Origin of the sequence: Mycoplana ramosa (assembly GCF_041930185.1) — a bacterium.
GTDB classification, from domain to species: Bacteria; Pseudomonadota; Alphaproteobacteria; order Rhizobiales; family Rhizobiaceae; genus Mycoplana; species Mycoplana ramosa.
Genome location: NZ_JBHEEW010000017.1, coordinates 1 through 19,366, shown reverse-complemented (window position 1 = coordinate 19,366; position 19,366 = coordinate 1). Strand labels below are relative to the sequence as shown.

Here is a 19,366-nt window from a genome sequence, read left to right as displayed (position 1 = left end):
TCACTTGTAGATGAAGCCGACGGCGCCGGCATAGTTTCCGACCGGCATCCCGGCCTCCTTGCGGCCGTAGATCTGGTTGACCCGGCCGAGGAAGAAGCTCGCGGCGTCGTTCGTCGGGTTGAAGTTGTCGTCCGGCCGGTTCAGCACGCTGCGTGCGACGGGGCGAACGAGATAGGGTGTTGCGATGATCACCATTTCGGTCTCGTTGCGCACGAAGTCCTTGGAGCGGAAGAGGGTGCCGAAGATCGGGATCTTGGAGAGACCCGGGAAGCCGGACATCGCCTGGCGGATGTCGTCCTTGACGAGGCCGGCGATCACGATCGAGCCGCCGGAGGGCAGTTCGACGCTGGTGGAAGCCTGGCGGCGACGGATGCTGAGCGCGGTCGCACCGGGAATTCCCTTCTGGCCGATCAGCGAGGCCGAGCCCTCGAGGGTCGGCTCCGACACCTCGGTATCGACCCGCAGGCTGATGCGGCCGGCCGACAGCACGACCGGCTTGAAGTTCAACCGGATGCCGTATTCCACGGTATCGTAATCGCGGCTGACTTCGGTTTCCATGGTGTCTTTGTTCGTCTTGATTCCCTGCTCGCTGAGCATGCGGAACTCGCCGCCGACATAGAAGTTCGCCGCCTCGCCGGAAATGGCCGTAAGGCTGGGCTCGGCGAGCGTGCGCATCACGCCCGCCTGTTCCATGGCGTTGAGATAGCTGGCAATCGCCGTGCCGCCGACCGTTCCCGTAAGGGCCGCATTGGTGGCCCAGTCGACCGATCCGCCGAGATTGGTGGGGTTGCGGAAGGAAATGCCGCCGTCGTTGCCCAGGACCGAACCGTTGAAGCCCAGTTGCTTCAGCACCTGGCGGCTGACCTCGGCGACCGTGATCTTGAGGGTGACCTGGTCCTCGCCGTCGATCTTGAGCATGTTGACGACCTGCGAGCGTTGCCGGTCTTCGCCGAAGATCGCCGCGTCGCCGTTGTTGCCCTGCGCGGTTACGGTTCGCGTCGTCGCTTCACCGCCGGTGAGGAAGATGTCGGCGAGCCGGGCGGCCTGCAGCGCATCCTGCGGCGTGCGCACGGTGCCGGTGAGCACGATGTTGTCGGAGATGATTTCGACGGAGATGTCGGAGTCGGGGATGAACCGGCGCAGGTGCTCCTGGAGCCCGGCGATGTCGCGCTCGACGGCGAGCTCGAGGCTGACGATCTCTTCGCCGTTCGGTCCGAAGATGAAGACGTTCGTCTGGCCGACCTCCTTGCCGAAGATATAGATGCGCCGCGACGTCCGGGTGACGGCGTCGGCCTTCATCGGGTCGGCGACGAGGATGTCGTGGGCATCGGTCGGCAAGTCGACGACGATTGCCTTGTTGAGTCCGAGCTTCAGCGATTTGCGCGCGCCCGGACCGGCATTGGTGATGCGCACGAGCGAGGTCGAAGCCGCCTGCGCCAGGTCGACCGCGCTGCCGCCCGTCACCACCGCCGCCGGCATGCCGGAAAAGGCGAGGCAGAAGGTCATCCCGCCGGCGACAGAAGCTCGAAATCTCTTTCCGAATCCACGCACGTTGCGCTCCTGCTTCATTGGTTGGCACCGGGCGAGTTCGATTTGACGATCTCGCCGGATTTGATGACCTGGATGATCGGCGCACCGTCACCACCGCTCAAGAGATAGTCCGCGGCCTCGGTGTCCTGTTCCTGCGCGTCAGCGACGCTTCGCAGCGCCAGCTGCAGCCGCTCGGCCATCTGCTGGGCCACCGTGATCACCTTGGCCTGGTCGGGCGTCAGCTCGAGCGTCGCCGTCGTGCCGACGACGGTCTTCGAGCCGTCGTCCTTTTCTTCGATCTGTTGGTCGATCGCCAGCACCCGCACATTGCTGAGGATGGTCTCGGTGATCTTCATGTCGGCGTCGCCCGGACGGACCATGATGACGTCGACCCGGTCGTTCGGCAGGATGAAGCCGCCGGCACCGGTTGCGACGGAGATTTCGGTCGAGACGGCGCGCTTGCCGGCGGGAAGCAGCGACGACATGATCTTGCTGCTCGAATCGGCGACCTTCTCCTGCCGGATCGGTTCGCCCTTGAAGATCGGCATGCGCACGACCGCGCCCTCGAGTTTCTCCACCGCGTCCGGCCGGTTCTGGTCGGTGATGAAGCCTTCGGCGATGCCGGTTTGCGGCCAGGCGCTCCAGCCGAGCGAACCAGCGTTCAGCCGCGAGCCGACCGGAAGGCTCTGGGTTGCGACGAGGACGTTGACGGTCGGTTCGCGCTCGACCACCGGTTCGCTTTGAACCACGGACTTGCCGCGGGCGAGCTGCAGCGCGAGATAGCCCGCGCCGCCCGCCGAAAGGACGGCCACTGCCAGTATGATGATTCGCGCCGGTTTCATGGTTGGCCCCTGGACGTGCGGAGATGCGTAACGTCACATTGACCATCAATTGGTGTATTTATGGTTAATGAGTTGCTTAAGAGCTTGGTTAACAGATCGTTTCCGGCCGGTGCCGCGTGAAGAAATGCGCAGTTGCTGGTGCAAGTTCAGGAAGAGTGGCACCCTTGCGGTCAAAAAAAATGCCGTCACGTGCGCGATCCGAATGACCGGACGAGCGGCAACCGTGCCGCGGCGTCGCAACCTTCTCAGTGGAAGTTGGCCAGGGCGGCCTGCATGAGCGGCGAAGACGGATAGGCGAAGAAGCCCGCAATGCCGATGGCGATGCCATAGGGGATCTTCTTGTGCGTCAGGAGATGGTTTGGCAACGGCAGGCCGGAAGCCATGATGGTGTTGGCGTGGCCGCGAAGGGAAAGGATCGCAAGCGTGAGAACGCCGCCGAAGAACGAGACATAGACGAGATAGGCAACGAGCGACGGCGTCAGTCCGAACCAGACGGCGCTGGCCGTCAGAAGCTTTGCATCGCCGCCGCCCATGACGCCGATGGCAAAGAGCGCGAAGCAGACGGCGAACACGATCCCGCCGGCAAGCAGGTGCAACCCGATCGCGGCCAGGGACAGGCCGGCCAGCGGCGCAACGAGAACAAAGCCGGCCAGCAGGATCGCGGAGACGCGGTTCGGGATGGTCATGGTGAAGAAGTCGGACAGGGCCGCAACCGCAAGACACAGCGGAAAGATGACAAAGATGGCTGCTTCGGTCACGGCGTTCTCCCCTTTGCGACCAACTCTAGCGCGTGACCCTTAAGGATTTCAGAAGCCAGGCGTCAATGCTGATCATGCTTGGCTTGGTGTAAAACACAAAGGACCGCCTACTTGGAGACGGTCCTTTGTTAAAGATTCGACTGTCGCGTCGGACCGCTCCGTGGGCGGTTTGCGATCGCTTAGTTTTGCGTTTCATCCATCGTGGTCGAGAGGAAATTGAACTGTTCGTTCAGCGACTCACCGAGAGCGGTGGCGCCGGCGATGAGCGCGACGGAGATCAGAGCGGCGATCAGGCCGTACTCGATGGCGGTCGCACCGGATTCGTCCTTCAGGAAGCGAGCGAAAATCTTGGTCATGGGAACTCTCCTAAATCCACAAGTGTTGGGTTCAGCACGTCCGACAACTGTTTGCCGTTGTTCGGATGACTGCAACCTACAGGCGCCGCATTGCCACCTGCTTAAGGAAAGCGGTTACTGGCGCGTTAATACGGATTGTCAGATATCGTGGTAAACAAGCCCTCAAGGCTCCTTGATCGACGTGGGCAGGGTGCAATCGATGGGATCGCGGTGCAATGCGCGCCTTTCGTCTTTGGCAGCATCTCGCCAATTGCAGCGAGGTTAAGGCTTCGTTCACCATTCGCGGCGATGCTAACGGAAGCGACAGCTATAAGGTATTCGGGATGGAAACCGCCAGGACACTTGCCACCTCCAGGGCCATGCGCCTGGTCATCGGCATTCTGCTTTCACAGGCATGTCTTGCCATCGGCGCCGCCCGTGCCGAGGAGAGCGACATGCTGCGGGTCTATATGGACCACGCACGCGTGCTCAAGCTCGACCGTCCGGTCAGCAAGGTCATCGTCGGCAATGCCGATGTCGCCGATGCGACCGTGGCCGATGCCAAGACGATTGTCCTGACGGGCCGCAATTTCGGCACCACCAACCTCGTCCTTCTCGATGCCGACGGCAACGCGATCGTCGACGAGCGCATCCTCGTTTCGATCGATGAAGGCAACACGGTCCGGGTGTTCCGCCAGACGGAGCGCTCGGTGCTTTCCTGCACCCCCATTTGCGAGCAGCACGCGCAGCGCGTCGCGCGTCCGTCGCCCTGACGGTCCCTCGCGGGCAGTTCAGCGCCGCCGAGCTGTACATAAGTGAGAGCCCGCTAAAAAAGCCTGGGCTCCGCTTACGAAAAATAAACAATCGATGACTAAAATTGCCGAAGCTGTCCTGCCGTGACCCGATGAGGGCGACGGTACGGCGATGCGTGGATCAAAGCATCCGGCGGTCCGTCGAGACGGGCTGCCGATGCGGGCGTAGGGTGTGTCGCAACCATGCTGACAATCGGCAAGCGGACAAGCAGGAAATCCGGGTCCTTCAGGCGTTTCCTCGGTGATCGCCGGGGTGCGACAGCGTTGGAGTTCGCGATTCTGGCGCCCATCTTTCTCGGTGTCGTGTTTGCGATCATCGAAACCTGTGTCGCCTATGTTGCCGAGCAGGTCCTGCTCAACGCGAACGACGCGATGGCGCGCAAAATCCGGATGGGCGAGGTCACCTTCAACACGGGACGCCCGACAGACACGACGAAGGAGCAGTTTCGCGCCTTGTTCTGCGACGAACTGGTCGTGCTGCTGTCCTGTTCGCCCGAGGAGGTGATGATACCGTCGCGGCTGCACATCGACGTGCGCAGCGTCACGTCGTTCAACGGGCAGGCCAACACCATTCCGGACCCTCTTCCCAACACGTTCTCGCCAGGCGGGAAGGAAACGATCAACATCGTACGGTCCTATTATACTTGGCCCGTCATCGTTGATTACCTGCGGCTGGTAACCTTTCACAGTCCGCAGTCGTCATCGGTCAACCAGCAGTTACTGGTTGCAACCGCTGTGTTCAAGAACGAGGACTATAAATGACGGTGCACGGCGACGAGCGGACGCATTTCCTTGCCGACCTGATGGCGACGTTGCGACGCCTCGCGGCGGCGCGGGAGGGCGTGGGCGCGGTCGAGTTCGCGATCCTAGTCCCCCTGCTGCTCGTCGCCTATATCGGCGCCTACGAAACCTCCGTTGCCATGTCGTTCCTCAACAAGGTCGGTCGAGCCTCGGCAACGATCTCCGACGTTTTGACGCAGGGCCAAACCGTCTCGGTAGAGAAAGATATGGAGGGCGCGGCGACCGACATTGCCTTGAACATCATCGCTCCGTTCACCAGCGAGGATTTTGGTATCAAGGTCACCGGGGTTCAGGTGGACGACGCTGGCACCGCCACGGTCGCCTGGTATTGGCAGAATGCTGCCGCCACCGGGAGCACACCCGCCAAGGGCGATCCGTTTCCGCTGGCGGCAGACATGAGAATGAGCAGATCATTCTACGTCCAGACAGAACTGTCGATGAAATACGAATACCTGCTGTTTCTCCGCGAGATCGCCTGGCGTCTGCAAGACCCGACATTCCGGCGAACCAGCCTCAGCCGCGTTCGCAAGGGCGACACGATTTCCTGCACGATGGCCGCGAATGCCGCCACGCAATGGCCCGGATGCGTGAAGAATTGATTTTTCTTGAGCGGACGGCGTTTTCTGTGTCATTTCCACGACAGTTCGCTGCTCCGGTTTCCGGCAGCGGGGGCACTGTTGCGATTTCGGCAGGTGGCGGATGGCCAGAGCGTTTCTATTCGTACTCGATTCCTTCGGCATCGGCGGGGCGCCGGACGCTGCCGCCTTCGGTGACGATGGCGCCGATACGCTTGGGCATATCGCCGAGTTCTGCGCCGCCGGCGCGGCCGATCGGGCCGGTCTGCGCCAGGGGCCGCTGAAGCTTCCGAACATGTCGGCCCTCGGCCTGCTGCACGCCGCGCGCGCCGCGACCGGGCGCTTTCCGGCCGGCATGGACGTGCCCGACCGCGTGTTCGGACACCACGGGGCCGCGACCGAGATTTCACGCGGCAAGGACACGCCGTCGGGCCACTGGGAAATCGCCGGGACGCCGGTCATGTTCGACTGGGGCTACTTTCCCACCGAAGGCGATGCCTTTTCCCCCGATCTCGTCACCGCGATCTGCGAACTCGGCAAGGTGCCTGGCATTCTCGGCAACTGCCACGCCTCCGGAACGGACATCATTGCCCGGTTCGGCGAGGAGCACATCCAAACCGGCAAGCCGATCTGCTATACCTCGACCGATTCCGTCTTCCAGGTCGCCGCGCACGAAGCCCATTTCGGTCTCGACCGGCTCCTGTCGTTCTGCCAGACCGTACGGATCATTCTCGACGAATGGCCCGGCGGCAGAATCGGCCGGGTCATCGCCCGGCCGTTCGTCGGCGAGACGCCGGCGACCTTTACGCGGACCGGCAACCGGCGCGACTACTCGGTTCCGCCGCCGGAACCGACGCTGCTGGATCGCCTGACCGAGGCGGGACGCACCGTTCATGCCATCGGCAAGATCGGCGACATCTTCGCGCACAAGGGAATCGGCCGATTGTCGAAGGCGGACGGCAATGCGGCGCTGTTCGAGGCGACGATGCGGGCCATGGACGAGGCGAAGGACGGCGACCTCGTCTTCACCAATTTCGTCGATTTCGACATGCTCTACGGCCATCGCCGCGATGTGGCCGGATATGCAGCCGCGCTTGAGGCTTTCGACCGGCGCCTGCCGGAGGTCGATCGCAAGTTGCACCCCGGCGACCTCGTCGTCATCACCGCCGATCATGGCTGCGATCCGACCTGGCGGGGCACCGATCACACGCGCGAGCGGGTTCCGATCCTGACCTTCGGTCCGGGCATCCGGTCGCGGCTGATGGAGACCAGGACGACCTTCGCCGACATCGGGGCAACCATAGCAAAGCATCTGGGCCTTGCACCCGGTCCCTATGGAAAGAGCTTTCTGTGACCGTGTCGCTGAAGAAGGCAGAGCTGCACTGTCATCTTGAAGGGGCTGCGCCGCCGCTGCTGGCGCTGGCGCAGGCGAGGAAATACGGGGTCGAGACCCGTGATTTTCTGCGTGACGGCGCCTACGTCTGGCGCGATTTCACGAGCTTTCTGGCCGCTTACGATGCCGTCGCGGGCCTGTTTCGCACCGAGTCCGACTACACGTTGCTGACCGAGACCTATCTCGACGAACTCGCTGCGGCTGGCGCTGTCTACAGCGAGCTCTTCGTTTCGCCCGACCATGGCGAGGCGGTCGGGCTGGGCGCCGACGCTTACATCGCCGGTATCAGCCGCGGAATCGAGGCTGCGAACGCCCGGACGGGGATCGAATGTCGCATGGTCGTCGTCGGCCTGAGGCACAAGGGTCCGGAGCGGGTCGAATGGGCGGCGCGCTATGCCGCGACCTGCCGCAATCGGCTCGTCACCGGTTTCAACATGGCCGGCGAGGAGCGCATCGGACGGGTTGCCGATTACGCCCGCGCGTTCGACATCGCGCGCGATGCCGGTCTCGGGATCACCATCCACGCCGGCGAGCTGTGCGGTGCCTCCAGCGTGCGTGATGCGCTCGACCATGTCCGTCCCAGCCGCATCGGCCATGGCGTGCGCGCCATCGAGGATCCGGCGCTCGTGGCCCGGTTGGCGGACGAAGGTGTCGTGCTTGAGGTCTGCCCGGGATCGAACGTCGCGCTCGGCGTGTTTCCCGATCTTGCCGCCCATCCGCTTCGCCGGCTTCATGAGGCCGGCGTCCGGGTCACGCTCAATTCCGACGACCCGCCGTTCTTCCACACCTCGCTCCAGCGCGAATACGCCGTTGCCAGCGAGGTCATGGGATTCACCGGTGCCGAGCTCGCTGCAATGACCCGGACCGCCATCGAAGCGGCTTTCGTCGACGAGGCGACGCGGGTTGCGCTGCTTTCGCGCCTCTGACGCCGCCAGCGACGCTTCTCTCGATCGGGGATGAGCTCATTGAGACTGCTCCTGTCCCTTGCGGGCAAGGGCGTTATCGTGGAAAAAGGGGCGATCAATACAGAACTAGGGGAAGGTTTGTCATGGACGGCGTCACAGTCATCGATCACCCGCTCGTGCAGCACAAGCTGACCATCATGCGCAAGAAGGACACTTCGACCGGCAGCTTCCGCCGGCTTCTTCGCGAGATTTCGACGCTGCTCTGCTACGAGGTGACGCGCGATCTGGAGCTGACCACCGAACGCATCGAAACGCCGCTTCAGGTCATCGACGCGCCGGTCCTGGAAGGAAAGAAGCTGGTGTTCGCCTCGATCCTTCGCGCTGGCAACGGCCTGCTCGAGGGGATGCTCGAACTCGTGCCCTCGGCCCGCGTCTCGCATATCGGCGTTTATCGCGACCACGAAACGCTCGAGGCGGTGGAGTATTTCTTCAAGGCGCCGGATCTTCTGGGCGAGCGCCTGGTCATCGTCGTCGATCCGATGCTGGCAACCGGCAACTCGGCGATCGCGGCGATCGAGAAATTGAAGGAACGCGGCGCCACGAACATCCGCTTCCTCTGCCTGTTGGCGGCCCCGGAGGGCATCCGGAACTTCCGGGCGGCACATCCGGACGTGAAGGTCTATACCGCTTCGATCGACAGTCACCTGAACGACAAGGGCTACATCATGCCCGGCCTCGGCGACGCCGGAGACCGGATGTACGGCACGAAATAGCGGCGTTAACCCGCGGTTAATCATGGGCCCGGTTCGTTGTGGCAAATCGGGACAGGGGGAGCGGTTTTTCCGTTCCATCAACCCGGGCATGTTCTAGTTGGGGTGTTTCCCAAAGGAGATGCCCATGTTCGCCCGCAGTCTGTTCGTGGTTGCCGCCGTTGCCGTTGCCGCCGTCTATGTGCCTGGCCTTGCCGGCACCTATCTTCCGGCCCAGTCGGAAACAAAGGCGGCGGATGTACCAAAGGCCCAACCCGTGTCGACCGCGCGCTACACCGGCAATCGCGGCGTGACGCTGGAAGCGGACGCCTCCGGCCATTTCTCCGGTCTGTTCACGATCAACGGCCGCAAGGAAAAGGGCATGATCGACACCGGTGCCAGCATGGTGGCGATCAATCTCTCGACTGCCGAGCGCCTCGGCATTCCCCGCAAGGACATCGACTTCCGCTACGCTGTCGAAACGGCAAACGGCAAGGCGCGGGCAGCCTATGTCCGGCTGGACAGCGTTGCGATCGGTTCCATCAGCGTACAGAACGTCGGAGCGATGGTGCTGGAGGACAAGGCGCTGTCTGGCATGCTCGTCGGCATGACCTTCCTGAAGGGGCTGTCGTCCTACCAGGTCGATGGCGCGCAGATGCGGCTCATCCGCTGAGCCGGCTGACGATCGGATCCTCCGGTCCCGGCGCCGCCTCGCCAACCGTATAGAGGCTGCGCAGGCGCGCGGCGCCGGCTGCTGCCTCCTCCAGCGTCCGGGCGTGCACGCGTCCGATCTCTTCGCCCCTGTCGATCCATGTCCCGAGCGGCCGCAGCCGGTCGAAACCCACGCGATGATCGATGTCCTGCTCCGGTTTCGTGCGGCCACCGCCGAGTTCGATCACGGCCATTCCGACAGCGTGGGTGTCGCATGCAGTCAGGTAGCCTGGTTCGTCAAGCGTCACCGGCAGGATGATCGGCGCCCTGGCGAGGATTAGGCTTGCGCCGTCGAGCAGGTCGGGCGGTCCGCCGAGAAGGTTGACCATGCGGGAAAAGGCTTCGGCGGCGCTGCCGTCCGCAAGCGCGCGCCGCGCCCTCGCATGCGCCGCGGCTGCATCCGGCTCAACTCCGGCCGTCACCAGCATCTCGGCCGCAAGCGCGAGCACGACGGCTTCGAGCCGCGTTCCGGCCTTTTCCCCCTTGAGAAAGGCAAGGCAGTTCTCGACTTCGACCACGTTGCCGACGGCATCGGCCAGCGGCTGGTTCATGTCGGTGATCAGGGCGGTGGTGCGCAGGCCCGCGCCATTGGCCACCTCGACCAGGGCCCGCCCGAGCCTCTCGGCGGCCGGCCGGTCCGTCATGAACGCGCCGTTGCCGAGCTTGACGTCCAGCACCAGCGACTGGAGCCCCGCGGCAAGCTTTTTCGACAGGATCGAGGCCGTGATCAACGGCACGGAATCGATGGTGGCCGTAACGTCGCGAATGGCATAGAGGCGCCGGTCCGCGGGCACCAGATCGGCGCTCTGGCCGACGATGGCGCAGCCAGCCTCCCGCACCGTCCGACGAAACAGGCTGGCGGAAGGATTGATCGTGTAGCCGGGGATCGATTCCAGTTTGTCGAGCGTGCCGCCGGTATGACCGAGGCCGCGACCGGAGATCATCGGCACGGCCAGTCCGCAGGCGGCCGCAATCGGCGCCAGCATCAGCGAGACATTGTCGCCGACGCCGCCGGTGGAATGCTTGTCGGCGACGGGGCGGTCCATATCCCGCCAGTCGAGGACGTCGCCCGAATCGCGCATTGCCTGGGTCAGCGCCACGGTCTCGCGGGCGTCCATGCCGCGAAACCACACCGCCATGGCGAAGGCGGCCACCTGACCCTCGCTCGCGCTGCCGTCTGTCAACGCGGCGATGAAAGCGGCGATCTCTTCGTCCGTCAATTCCTCGCCGTCGCGCTTGCGGCGTATGATCTCCTGCGGGAGCATCTCAGTAGGCAGCGTTCGGGCTGCCGGCCGGCCGGCCTTCAAGGGTGGCGAGGATGTCGCCCAGGAGGCCCGACGCGCCGAAGCGGAAGGTGGAGGGAATCGCCCAATCCGGCCCGTGGATCGTCGCCGCCAGGTTGAGATAGAGGGCGGCGTCGGCGACGGTCCGCACGCCACCGGCCGGCTTGAAGCCGACGTTGCGCCCGCTTTCGCGGATGGCGTTCAGCATGATGTCGGCGGCCTCGAGCGTGGCATTGACCTTGACCTTGCCGGTCGAGGTCTTGATGAAGTCGGCCCCCGTGGAAATCGCCAGATGCGAGGCGCTGCGGATCAGGTCGCGATCCTTCAGCTCGCCCGTCTCCAGGATGACCTTGAGCAGGACCGGCGGGGTGCAAGCGGCCCGCACAGCGGAGACCATTTCGCGGACCGCCCGCTCGTCGCCGGCAATCAGCTTCCTGTAGGGGATGACGAGATCGATCTCGTCGGCGCCGTCGTCGATCGCCGTCTTCGTTTCGGCGACGACTTCTTCCACCGGCAATTCGCCCGAGGGGAAATTGACGACGGTGGCGATCCTGATCGCGCTGTTCTGCCCGAGCAGCCCGCGCGCCTGCCGGACGAAGCGCGGCCAGATGCAGATCGCTGCCGCATGACCGAAGGGCGTTTGCGCCTGCTGGCACAGACGCTCGATCGCCGCGGCGTCGCAATTGTCGGTCAGGTCGGTCAGGTCCAGCAATGACAGCGCCTTTGCGGCCACGAGGCGAGAGGATGTTTCGATCATCGTCCTAGTCTCCATCCCCGATCATCTCGGCAAGGATGGCGGCCAGCCGCGCTCCGCCGACCGGCGCCATGTCCTTGGTCTCGTGGTGGCTGAGTTCCGCGCCGGTCATGCCGGCCGCGAAGTTGGTGATGACGGAGGCCGCTGCGACCTTCAATCCGAGGAAGCGTGCGATCAGCACCTCCGGCACGGTCGACATGCCCACCGCGTCCGCCCCGAGGATGCGCGCCATGCGGACTTCGGCCGGCGTCTCGAAGCTCGGTCCCGAAAACCACATGTAGACGCCCTGGTGCAGCCGCGTCCCGGTTTTCTTTGCAGCGTTCTCCATCCGGGCCGCGAGCCCGGCGTCATAGGCAGTGGTCATGCCGACGAAGCGGTCGTCGCTGTCCACGCCGATCAGCGGGTTGGCGCCGGAAAAATTGATGTGGTCGGCAATGCGCATCACCGATCCGGGCGGCATGTCCTCGCGCAGCGAGCCGGCGGAGTTCGTCAGGATGAGCGTGTCGACGCCGAGACCCCTCAAGACCTCGAGCGGTCCCCGCATCGCATTTGCGTCGCCCTTTTCGTAGTAGTGCACGCGGCCGGAAAGCATGACGACGGGCACACCCCGAAGCTGGCCGATCACCATTTCGCCGGCATGGCCGGACACGGTGCTGACCGGGAAGCTCGGCAGCTCGGAGTAGGGGATGCGAACGGCGCCCTCCACCGTCTCCACGAGGGAGCCGAGGCCGGAACCGAGGACGATGCCGTAACGCGGTGCAAGACCTCCGAGCCTTGGTACGAGGTGGTCGACGGTCGCTTTCATCCGAGTACATCCGTCTTGAAGCCATGGGGCAGGAGTTCGTCAATCGTCATCGTCGTCTTCACGCCGGCCTCGTCGCATAGATAAATGCGTGTCGCGGGCGACGCGAACTCGGCGATCTTCTGCCGGCAGCCGCCGCAGGGCGGGCAGAGCGGCAGCTTCTCGGCGATCACCGCGATCTCGACGATCCGCTTTGCCCCGCCCATGATCATCGCGCTGATTGCGGTCGGTTCGGCGCACCACCCTTGCGGATAAGAGATGTTTTCGATGTTGGCGCCGGTGTAGACCTTGCCGTCTTCGGCGCGGATCGCGGCCCCCACCGGGAACTTCGAGTAGGGCGCGTGCGCGAACGCCATGGCATCGCGGGCCGCTTCGAACAGGTCATGCGACATTCTCAGCGCTCCTTCACATAGGGTACCCCGCCGGCCTTGGGCGGGATGGCCTTGCCGATGAAGCCCGCAAGCAGGACGACGGTGAGGATATAGGGCAGCGCCTGCATCAATTGTACGGGCATCTTGCCGACGAGCGGCAGCGGCGTTCCCTGGTAGCGGATCGCGAAGGCGTCGAGGAAGCCGAACAGCAGGCAAGCGAACATGACGTTGACCGGCCGCCACTTGGCGAAGATGAGCGCGGCCAGCGCAATGTAGCCCTTGCCGGCCGTCATTCCCTTCGTCCAGCCGGCATTGGCGGCGAGCGAGAGATAGGCGCCGGCGACCCCGCACAGGATGCCGCAGCAGATCACGGCGCGGTAGCGCATCCAGATGACCGAGATACCGGCTGTATCGACAGCGCCCGGGTTCTCGCCGACGGCACGCAGCCGCAGGCCGAAGCGGGTGCGGTACAGGATCCACCAGGTCAGCGGCACCATCAGGAAGGCGAAATAGGTCAGCGCCTGGTGGCCTGAAATCAGATCGGCATAGATCGGGCCGATCAGCGGCACGCCGTGCAGCGCCTCGGCGAACGGCAGCTCGATCGCCTGGAACCTTGCTCCTTCGGCGAGCGCCGGCGTGCGGCCGCCCTGCCGGAACCACGCCTCGCCGAGAATGACGGTCGAGCCGGCGACGATGAAGTTGATGGCGACGCCCGAGACGATCTGGTTGCCGCGCTGGGTGATCGAGGCATAGCCGTGCACCAGCGACAGCAGGACGGAGACGACGACGGCCGCCAACAGCCCGGCCATGGCCGACTGGGCGACAAAGGCGACGCAGCCGGCGGCAAAGGCGCCGCCGAGCATCTTGCCCTCGAGGCCGATGTCGAAGACGCCGGCGCGCTCGGTGAAGAGGCCGGCCAGTGCCGCCAGGATCAGCGGCGTCGAAAGGCGCACCGTCGATTGGGCCAGTTCGAGGAAGAGCTGAAGAAGATCCATTGGCATCAGGCTCCCTTGACGGCCGCTTCCGTGTGTCCCCGCCCGGAGACAGCGAGGACAGCGCGCGTGAGGGCGGGACGGAACATGTGCTCCAGCGCGCCGGCGAACAGGATCACGAGACCCTGGATGATGACGATCATGTCGCGGGAGATGGACGGCATCTCGAAGGAGATCTCCGCGCCGCCCTGGTAGAGCACGCCGAACAGGATCGCCGCCGGAATGATTCCGGCGGGATGCGAGCGCCCCATCAGCGCCACCGCGATGCCGACGAAGCCGGCGCCTTGCACGAAGTCAAGCTGCATCCGGTAGGTCTCGCCCATGATCGGGTTCAGCGCCATCATCCCGGCGAGCGCGCCGGAGATCATCATGGTGATGACGATGATGCGGGCCTCCTTGATGCCGGCATAGCGGGCGGCCGCGGGGCTGTGCCCCATGGTGCGCATCTCGTAGCCGAGCCGCGTCCGCCAGATCAGCACCCAGACGCCGAAGGCGGCGGCGAGCGCCAAAAGGAAGGTGACGTTGAAGGGCGAGGTGCCGACGCTGAGCCCGAATATCTTCATCAGCCAATCGAGTCTCGGCAACTGCCCGCCGGCCTCGAAGGTGCGCGTCTCCAGCGACATTGAGCCCAGCGGCTTCATCACGCGGTTAAGCATGTAGTTCATCAGGCTCGCGGCAATGAAGTTGAACATGATCGTGGTGATGACGATGTGGCTGCCGCGCTTGGCCTGGAGCCAGCCGGGAATGAAGGCCCAAGCGGCACCGAAGAGGGCGGCGCCGAGGATCGCCACCGGGAAAACCACGTACCAGGGCATGATCCGGTCGAGCCAGAGGCAGGCGAGCGCTACGCCGATGCCGGCGACGTAGGCCTGGCCTTCGCCGCCGATGTTGAACAGGCCGGCATGGAAGGCGACGGCGACGGCAAGCCCGGTGAAGATGAAGGTGGTGGCGTAGTAGAGCGTGAAGCCGATGTACTCGCCGCGCCCGAAGGCGCCGTTGATCATGTGGTAGGCCGCTTCGAGCGGGCTTTCGCCGACGAGCAGCACGACGAGGCCGGCGACGGCAAAGGCGACGAGCAGATTGACGAGCGGGATCAGGCCGTACTCGGCCCAAGCCGGCAGCTTTGCGTGCGGTACACTCATTCTGCGGCCTCCTTGCGGCCTTCCACGCCGGCCATCAGCAGGCCGAGCTCGCCTTCGGAGGCGTCGGGGGTGCGTTCGCCGACGACACGACCGGCGAACATGACGAGGATGCGATCCGACAAGGCGCGGATCTCATCAAGTTCGACCGACACCAGCAGCACAGCCTTGCCCTGGTCGCGCATCTCGATGATGCGCTTGTGGATGAATTCGATCGCGCCGACATCGACGCCGCGCGTCGGCTGGCCGATGATGAGAACGTCCGGGTCTCGTTCCATTTCGCGCGCCAGCACGATCTTCTGCTGGTTGCCGCCGGAAAAATTGGCAGTCTTCAGCCGCGCGTTCGGCGGGCGGATGTCGTACTTCTGGATCTTTTCGTCGGCATCGGCGCGGATCGCGTCGATGTCGAGCAAGAAACCCTTTCGGTACTTCGGATCGTCATGATAGCCGAGGATCGCGTTCTCGCTCTCCTCGAATTTCAGCACCAGGCCGACATGGTGACGGTCTTCCGGCACATGGGCGAGCCCGCGAGCGCGCAGCGCCGCCGGATCGGGGTGGCCGGTGGCGTCGATCGCTTCGCCGTTCAGCAGCACGCTGCCGGACACGGCGCGGCGGATGCCTGAAATCGCCTCCAGAAGCTCCGACTGGCCGTTGCCGGCAACCCCGGCGATCCCCACGATCTCGCCCGCGCGCAGATCGAAGGAGACGTTGTCGACCATCGTCACGCCACGGCTGTCACGGACGGTGAGGTTTTTCACCGAGAGCTTCACGTCGCCGGGGCGGCCTTCGCCCTTCTCGACGCGCAGCAACACGCGCCGGCCCACCATCAATTCGGCCAGTTCCTCCACCGAGGTCTCGCCGGTTGCCCGCGTCGCCACCAGTTCGCCGCGGCGCATGACCGAGACCTCGTCGGTGATCGCCATGATCTCGCGCAGCTTGTGGGTGATCAGGATGACCGTCTTTCCCTGTGCCTTGAGCTGCCCAAGGATCCGAAACAGGTGGTCGGCCTCGGCGGGCGTCAGCACGCCGGTCGGCTCGTCGAGGATCAGGATGTCCGCCTTGCGGTAGAGGGCTTTCAGGATCTCGACGCGCTGTTGCAGCCCGACCGGCAGTTCCTCGATCACCGCATCCGGATCGACCTCCAGCGCATATTCCCTTTCGAGCCGCTTCAGCTCGGCGCGCGCCTTGGTGATGCCGGCGTTCAGGATCGGGCTTTCCTCGGCGCCGAGCATGATGTTCTCGAGCACGGTGAAGTTCTCCACCAGCATGAAGTGCTGGTGGACCATGCCGATGCCTGCTGCGATCGCCGTGCTTGGATCGCGGATGTCGATGGCACGACCATCGACCAGGATCTCGCCGCGGTCGGCCTGGTAGAAACCGTAGAGGATGGACATCAGTGTGGACTTGCCCGCGCCATTCTCGCCGACAATGCCGTGGATGGTGCCCTTGCGGACCTTCAGGTTGATGTCCTTGTTGGCATGGACGAGCCCGAAACTCTTGTCTATGCCCTTCAGTTCGATAGCCAATTCACCCATGACGATCCGTTATTTTTCACGTGGAGGCCGTCCGTCCGCGTTGTGCGGTTCTTCTGGCCCAGTCTTGTTGCTTCCGTTCCGCTTGTCCAGCATCATTGCGGGCCACCCCGTCATCCGATAGATCCAGCGCAACGAAACGGAAGGCGGCCACAGCCAGGGCCGATCGAACAATGACCAATCCGGTGCCCCTTCACGACGACAGTCCAGCCCGCATCGCAGCCCTTGAGGAGCGCGCCGCCCATCAGGACCGGACGATCGAGGTGTTGTCCGACCAGCTGGCCGAACAGTGGAAGATCGTCGAGCAGCTGCGGACCAAGCTGGACCGGTTGACGGAGCGTTTTCTCGTTCTCGAGGAAAGCGCGCTCGAAGCCCCGCCGATCACGCGCCCGCCACACTACTGACGCCACCAGACAGATACGCAAAAGCCCGCCGGACCGTCGCGATCCGGCGGGCTTTTCGTTCAGCCGCTATCAGTAGGGGCAGGATTCGTCCGACATGTAGTCGTGGACGGTCACCGTGCCGGCGATGATGTCGGCCTTGGCCTTTTCGACCGCAGCCTTCATGTCCTCCGTGATCAGCGGGGCGTTGTTTTCGTCGATCGCGACGCCGACGCCGTCTTCCTTCAGCCCCAGCACGTTGATGCCGGGGGTGAACTTGTCTTCATGCGCCGACTTGAAGGCGTCGTAGACGGCGACGTCGACGCGCTTGAGCATCGAGGTCAGCACCTTGCCCGGATGCAGCATGTTCTGGTTGGAGTCGACGCCGATGCCGAGCTTGCCGGCATCCGCGGCCGCCTGCAGGACGCCGACGCCCGTGCCGCCGGCGGCATGGTAGACGACGTCGGAGCCCTGGTCGAACTGCGACTTGGCGATTTCACCGCCCTTGACCGGATCGTTCCAGGCGTCCGGCGTCGTGCCGGTATAGGCCTCGAGCACCTTCACGTCCGCGCCGGTCGACTTCGCGCCGCCAATGTAGCCGCAGGCGAACTTGTGGATCAGCGGGATGTCCATGCCGCCGACGAAGGACACGGTCTTGGACTTGGACGACATGCCGGCCATGATGCCGGCGAGCCAGGAGCCTTCCTCTTCCTTGAAGACGACCGAGCGGACGTTCGGCTTGTCGACGACCATGTCGATAATGGCGAATTTCGTGTCCGGATACTCGGCCGCGATCTTTTCGAGCGTCGCTGCCCAGGAGAAGCCGGCCATCACGATCGGGTTGTTGCCGTCACCGGCGAACCGGCGCAGCGCCTGTTCGCGCTGGGCGTCGTTGGCGATCTCGAAGTCACGATAGTCGATGCCGGTCTCGGCCTTGAACTTCTCGGCGCCGTTATAGGCTGCTTCGTTGAAGGATTTATCGAATTTGCCGCCCAGATCGTAGATGATCGCCGGCTTGATATCGGCCGCAAGCGCCGTCGCCGACATCGCCGCGGTGGCAAGAAAAGTCAGTAAGGTTTTTTTCATCGTGCAGCCCTGTTGCTCTGATTATGTCGGGTCCCTCCCGCACGTCCCGCTAATGCCGGGTCTGCGGAGTCGCCGACCCCGTTCCCTAGGGTCAGACGGCCGCGATCCTTGCATGGTTGCAGGAAAAATTCACCAGAAATTTTTCAATTGGTAAAAAAACGTTGCGGGCCCGGAACGGCCGCTCGGCGGCTGTTGTCGGGCAGGGGCTTCGGGTCCGTCAGCCGGTGGCGCAGGCGACGCCGGTGCCGCGCAGGCCGCAGTAGCCGTCGGGGTTCTTGGCGAGATACTGCTGATGATAGGGTTCGGCGAAATAGAATGGACCGGCGGGGGCGATCTCGGTGGTGATCTTGCCGCCATGCCCGGCTGCATCCAGCGCCGACTGGTATTGGTTGCGCAACTTCAGGGCCGTCTCCAGCTGATCGTCGTCGCTGGTGTAGATCGCCGAGCGATAGGTGGTGCCGATGTCGTTGCCCTGCCGCATGCCCTGCGTCGGGTCGTGCTGCTCGAAGAACACCCTCAGCAGTTCTTCCAGCGAGACGACCTGCGGGTCAAAAACTACGCGAACGACCTCCGTATGGCCGGTCAGGCCCGTCGTCGTTTCTTGATAGGTCGGGTTGGGCGTGTAGCCGCCGGCATAGCCGACCGCCGTCACCCAGACGCCGGGAATCTGCCAATAGAGCCGCTCGGCACCCCAGAAGCAGCCGAGCCCGAGCAGGATGGAGCGGGTGTTGTCCGGGTACGGCTCCTTGAGCGGGCGGCCGTTGACGAAATGGGTTTGGGCCGTCGGGATCGGGTCCGGCCGGCCGGGCAGCGCGCTGTCCGGCGTCGGCATCGTGGTCTTTTTGTTGAACATGTCGATGAGAAACACGCGAGATCCTCCTTAAGTCAGCCTGAACCCGGTCAGGCGGTGAATCGTCCGGCGAAAGGCTGACGTTTGTAGCCCGCCATCCAGAACAGCAGCGACAGTGCCAGCAGGACGACGGCGGCCGGCTGTGAAAGCACCCACAGGGTCACGGGATCCCAGAGCGCGGGACTCAGCCGGTTCATGATCGTGTCGGCAACAAACGCGATCGATTGCGGGCTGGCGGCGGTCCAGGCGACCGCGAGCGGCGTGAGCACCGGCTCGGACGCCGCGACCGACTGGATGGCGTCCAACGTCGCGGCCATGATCGCCATCGCCAGGGTAATGAGGCTGAGCAGTCGGAAGACAAAGCGGACCATCGATTGCCGAACTCCGAAGGAGCGGAAATGGCGCGAAGCGCCCCTTTCGCCCATAGATAGGGTCATCGATCATGGCTTGCAATCCGCACCGCGCGAAGGGCGAACCGGCCGCTGGCAAAATTCTGAGAGAAAGCGGTTGATCCTGCCGCCAGCATCGGTATATATCGCGCCGTCCCGCCGAACTGGAAAGCAGCGAAGCGGCCCGCACCGGGTTGACCGCCGGTCGTTTGCGGACGGACAGGTGGCCGAGTGGTTGAAGGCGCACGCCTGGAACGCGTGTATACGTGAAAGCGTATCGAGGGTTCGAATCCCTCTCTGTCCGCCACTTGCCCTCGCGAAAGCGTTCTCCCGATCCGGCTGCGGCTGGATTTTCTCGTTGCTTTCGAGGGTTATAC

22 protein-coding genes and 1 tRNA gene are annotated in these 19,366 nt (G+C 64.1%); 9 read left to right on the top strand and 14 right to left on the bottom strand.

The genetic code is table 11. The features are described 5' to 3' along the window. The 4 genes from JNC62_RS19100 to JNC62_RS19085 form a co-directional block, all read right to left on the bottom strand. Positions 1-1,551, bottom strand: a complete 1,551-nt coding sequence (locus JNC62_RS19100; protein ID WP_374840843.1) for a type II and III secretion system protein family protein — start codon at positions 1,549-1,551, stop codon at positions 1-3. A gap of 14 nt (positions 1,552-1,565) precedes the next feature. Beyond that, positions 1,566-2,372: a Flp pilus assembly protein CpaB gene (gene cpaB / locus JNC62_RS19095; RefSeq protein ID WP_374840841.1), complete on the bottom strand. Its 807-nt coding sequence runs from the start codon at positions 2,370-2,372 to the stop codon at positions 1,566-1,568. 245 nt (positions 2,373-2,617) lie between these two features. Continuing rightward, the gene (locus JNC62_RS19090; protein ID WP_374840840.1) at positions 2,618-3,130 is read right to left on the bottom strand and encodes an A24 family peptidase; all 513 of its coding nucleotides are present in this window, start codon (positions 3,128-3,130) and stop codon (positions 2,618-2,620) included. Positions 3,131-3,309: 179 nt separating this feature from the next. Then, positions 3,310-3,486: a Flp family type IVb pilin gene (locus JNC62_RS19085; protein WP_374840838.1), complete on the bottom strand. Its 177-nt coding sequence runs from the start codon at positions 3,484-3,486 to the stop codon at positions 3,310-3,312. A 359-nt stretch (positions 3,487-3,845) separates the two neighbouring features. Here JNC62_RS19085 and JNC62_RS19080 point away from each other — a divergent pair, with 359 nt between their 5' ends. The 7 genes from JNC62_RS19080 (at position 3,846) to JNC62_RS19050 (ending at position 9,373) form a co-directional block, all read left to right on the top strand. Next, positions 3,846-4,238 carry a pilus assembly protein N-terminal domain-containing protein gene (locus tag JNC62_RS19080; RefSeq protein WP_374841022.1) on the top strand — a complete coding sequence of 131 codons (393 nt, stop codon included), beginning with the start codon at positions 3,846-3,848 and terminating at the stop codon, positions 4,236-4,238. Between the two features lie 303 nt (positions 4,239-4,541). Beyond that, a complete protein-coding gene (locus tag JNC62_RS19075) occupies positions 4,542-5,039 on the top strand; it encodes a TadE/TadG family type IV pilus assembly protein (RefSeq protein ID WP_374840836.1) in 498 nt (165 codons plus the stop codon). 2 nt (positions 5,040-5,041) lie between these two features. Then, complete coding sequence (locus JNC62_RS19070; protein ID WP_374840835.1) at positions 5,042-5,677, top strand: TadE/TadG family type IV pilus assembly protein; 636 nt, start codon at positions 5,042-5,044, stop codon at positions 5,675-5,677. A gap of 100 nt (positions 5,678-5,777) precedes the next feature. Next, positions 5,778-7,007, top strand: coding sequence for a phosphopentomutase (locus JNC62_RS19065; protein ID WP_374840833.1), 1,230 nt, complete (start codon positions 5,778-5,780; stop codon positions 7,005-7,007). Further along, on the top strand, positions 7,004-7,972 hold the full coding sequence (locus JNC62_RS19060; protein ID WP_374840831.1) for an adenosine deaminase: 969 nt from the start codon (positions 7,004-7,006) through the stop codon (positions 7,970-7,972). Before JNC62_RS19065 ends, JNC62_RS19060 begins: the two co-directional genes overlap by 4 nt. Positions 7,973-8,094: 122 nt before the next feature. After that, entirely contained in the window at positions 8,095-8,724 is a 630-nt protein-coding gene (gene upp, locus JNC62_RS19055; RefSeq protein ID WP_374840829.1) for a uracil phosphoribosyltransferase, read from the top strand. A 124-nt stretch (positions 8,725-8,848) separates the two neighbouring features. Next, positions 8,849-9,373, top strand: a complete 525-nt coding sequence (locus tag JNC62_RS19050) for a TIGR02281 family clan AA aspartic protease (RefSeq protein WP_374840828.1) — start codon at positions 8,849-8,851, stop codon at positions 9,371-9,373. On the opposite strand, the gene deoA is transcribed toward JNC62_RS19050, so the two are convergent. Genes deoA through JNC62_RS19015 form a run of 7 tightly spaced genes read right to left on the bottom strand, consistent with a single transcriptional unit; the run spans position 9,363 to position 16,287 of the window. Beyond that, positions 9,363-10,676 carry a thymidine phosphorylase gene (gene deoA, locus JNC62_RS19045; protein WP_374840826.1) on the bottom strand — a complete coding sequence of 438 codons (1,314 nt, stop codon included), beginning with the start codon at positions 10,674-10,676 and terminating at the stop codon, positions 9,363-9,365. The two genes, JNC62_RS19050 and deoA, sit on opposite strands and share 11 nt — an antisense overlap. Position 10,677: 1 nt before the next feature. Then, entirely contained in the window at positions 10,678-11,451 is a 774-nt protein-coding gene (gene deoC / locus JNC62_RS19040) for a deoxyribose-phosphate aldolase (protein ID WP_374840824.1), read from the bottom strand. A 4-nt stretch (positions 11,452-11,455) separates the two neighbouring features. Beyond that, the gene (locus JNC62_RS19035; RefSeq protein ID WP_374840823.1) at positions 11,456-12,253 is read right to left on the bottom strand and encodes a purine-nucleoside phosphorylase; all 798 of its coding nucleotides are present in this window, start codon (positions 12,251-12,253) and stop codon (positions 11,456-11,458) included. Further along, entirely contained in the window at positions 12,250-12,642 is a 393-nt protein-coding gene (locus tag JNC62_RS19030; protein ID WP_374840821.1) for a cytidine deaminase, read from the bottom strand. The genes JNC62_RS19035 and JNC62_RS19030 overlap by 4 nt, the downstream gene beginning before the upstream one ends. Before the next feature lie 2 nt (positions 12,643-12,644). After that, a complete protein-coding gene (locus tag JNC62_RS19025) occupies positions 12,645-13,616 on the bottom strand; it encodes an ABC transporter permease (protein WP_374840820.1) in 972 nt (323 codons plus the stop codon). A gap of 5 nt (positions 13,617-13,621) precedes the next feature. Beyond that, positions 13,622-14,755: an ABC transporter permease gene (locus JNC62_RS19020; RefSeq protein ID WP_374840818.1), complete on the bottom strand. Its 1,134-nt coding sequence runs from the start codon at positions 14,753-14,755 to the stop codon at positions 13,622-13,624. After that, positions 14,752-16,287, bottom strand: coding sequence for an ABC transporter ATP-binding protein (locus JNC62_RS19015; RefSeq protein WP_374840816.1), 1,536 nt, complete (start codon positions 16,285-16,287; stop codon positions 14,752-14,754). Before JNC62_RS19015 ends, JNC62_RS19020 begins: the two co-directional genes overlap by 4 nt. 170 nt (positions 16,288-16,457) lie before the next feature. On the opposite strand from JNC62_RS19015, the gene JNC62_RS19010 reads away from it, so the two are divergent. Then, positions 16,458-16,688: a SlyX family protein gene (locus JNC62_RS19010; RefSeq protein WP_374840814.1), complete on the top strand. Its 231-nt coding sequence runs from the start codon at positions 16,458-16,460 to the stop codon at positions 16,686-16,688. 69 nt (positions 16,689-16,757) lie between these two features. Here JNC62_RS19010 and JNC62_RS19005 read toward each other — a convergent pair whose 3' ends face one another. The 3 genes from JNC62_RS19005 to JNC62_RS18995 form a co-directional block, all read right to left on the bottom strand. Then, complete coding sequence (locus tag JNC62_RS19005) at positions 16,758-17,750, bottom strand: BMP family lipoprotein (RefSeq protein WP_374840812.1); 993 nt, start codon at positions 17,748-17,750, stop codon at positions 16,758-16,760. A gap of 217 nt (positions 17,751-17,967) precedes the next feature. Beyond that, positions 17,968-18,618, bottom strand: a complete 651-nt coding sequence (gene msrA / locus JNC62_RS19000; RefSeq protein ID WP_374840810.1) for a peptide-methionine (S)-S-oxide reductase MsrA — start codon at positions 18,616-18,618, stop codon at positions 17,968-17,970. 32 nt (positions 18,619-18,650) lie between these two features. Continuing rightward, the gene (locus tag JNC62_RS18995; protein WP_374840808.1) at positions 18,651-18,971 is read right to left on the bottom strand and encodes a hypothetical protein; all 321 of its coding nucleotides are present in this window, start codon (positions 18,969-18,971) and stop codon (positions 18,651-18,653) included. Positions 18,972-19,206: 235 nt separating this feature from the next. On the opposite strand from JNC62_RS18995, the gene JNC62_RS18990 reads away from it, so the two are divergent. Further along, a tRNA-Ser gene (locus JNC62_RS18990) sits at positions 19,207-19,296 on the top strand. Positions 19,297-19,366 lie beyond the last annotated feature (70 nt).

Excerpts from the sequence above, each read along its gene's own strand:
- upp (WP_374840829.1), top strand. The coding sequence starts at position 8,095 with ATGGACGGCGTCACAGTCATCGATCACCCGCTCGTGCAGCACAAGCTG.
- JNC62_RS19085 (WP_374840838.1), bottom strand. The coding sequence starts at position 3,486 with ATGACCAAGATTTTCGCTCGCTTCCTGAAGGACGAATCCGGTGCGACC.
- JNC62_RS19025 (WP_374840820.1), bottom strand. The coding sequence starts at position 13,616 with ATGGATCTTCTTCAGCTCTTCCTCGAACTGGCCCAATCGACGGTGCGC.
- JNC62_RS19015 (WP_374840816.1), bottom strand. The coding sequence starts at position 16,287 with ATGGGTGAATTGGCTATCGAACTGAAGGGCATAGACAAGAGTTTCGGG.
- JNC62_RS19080 (WP_374841022.1), top strand. The coding sequence starts at position 3,846 with ATGCGCCTGGTCATCGGCATTCTGCTTTCACAGGCATGTCTTGCCATC.
- JNC62_RS19020 (WP_374840818.1), bottom strand. The coding sequence starts at position 14,755 with ATGAGTGTACCGCACGCAAAGCTGCCGGCTTGGGCCGAGTACGGCCTG.
- JNC62_RS19065 (WP_374840833.1), top strand. The coding sequence starts at position 5,778 with ATGGCCAGAGCGTTTCTATTCGTACTCGATTCCTTCGGCATCGGCGGG.
- JNC62_RS19030 (WP_374840821.1), bottom strand. The coding sequence starts at position 12,642 with ATGTCGCATGACCTGTTCGAAGCGGCCCGCGATGCCATGGCGTTCGCG.
- JNC62_RS18995 (WP_374840808.1), bottom strand. The coding sequence starts at position 18,971 with ATGGTCCGCTTTGTCTTCCGACTGCTCAGCCTCATTACCCTGGCGATG.
- JNC62_RS19050 (WP_374840828.1), top strand. The coding sequence starts at position 8,849 with ATGTTCGCCCGCAGTCTGTTCGTGGTTGCCGCCGTTGCCGTTGCCGCC.
- deoA (WP_374840826.1), bottom strand. The coding sequence starts at position 10,676 with ATGCTCCCGCAGGAGATCATACGCCGCAAGCGCGACGGCGAGGAATTG.
- JNC62_RS19035 (WP_374840823.1), bottom strand. The coding sequence starts at position 12,253 with ATGAAAGCGACCGTCGACCACCTCGTACCAAGGCTCGGAGGTCTTGCA.
- JNC62_RS19005 (WP_374840812.1), bottom strand. The coding sequence starts at position 17,750 with ATGAAAAAAACCTTACTGACTTTTCTTGCCACCGCGGCGATGTCGGCG.
- deoC (WP_374840824.1), bottom strand. The coding sequence starts at position 11,451 with ATGATCGAAACATCCTCTCGCCTCGTGGCCGCAAAGGCGCTGTCATTG.
- JNC62_RS19010 (WP_374840814.1), top strand. The coding sequence starts at position 16,458 with ATGACCAATCCGGTGCCCCTTCACGACGACAGTCCAGCCCGCATCGCA.
- cpaB (WP_374840841.1), bottom strand. The coding sequence starts at position 2,372 with ATGAAACCGGCGCGAATCATCATACTGGCAGTGGCCGTCCTTTCGGCG.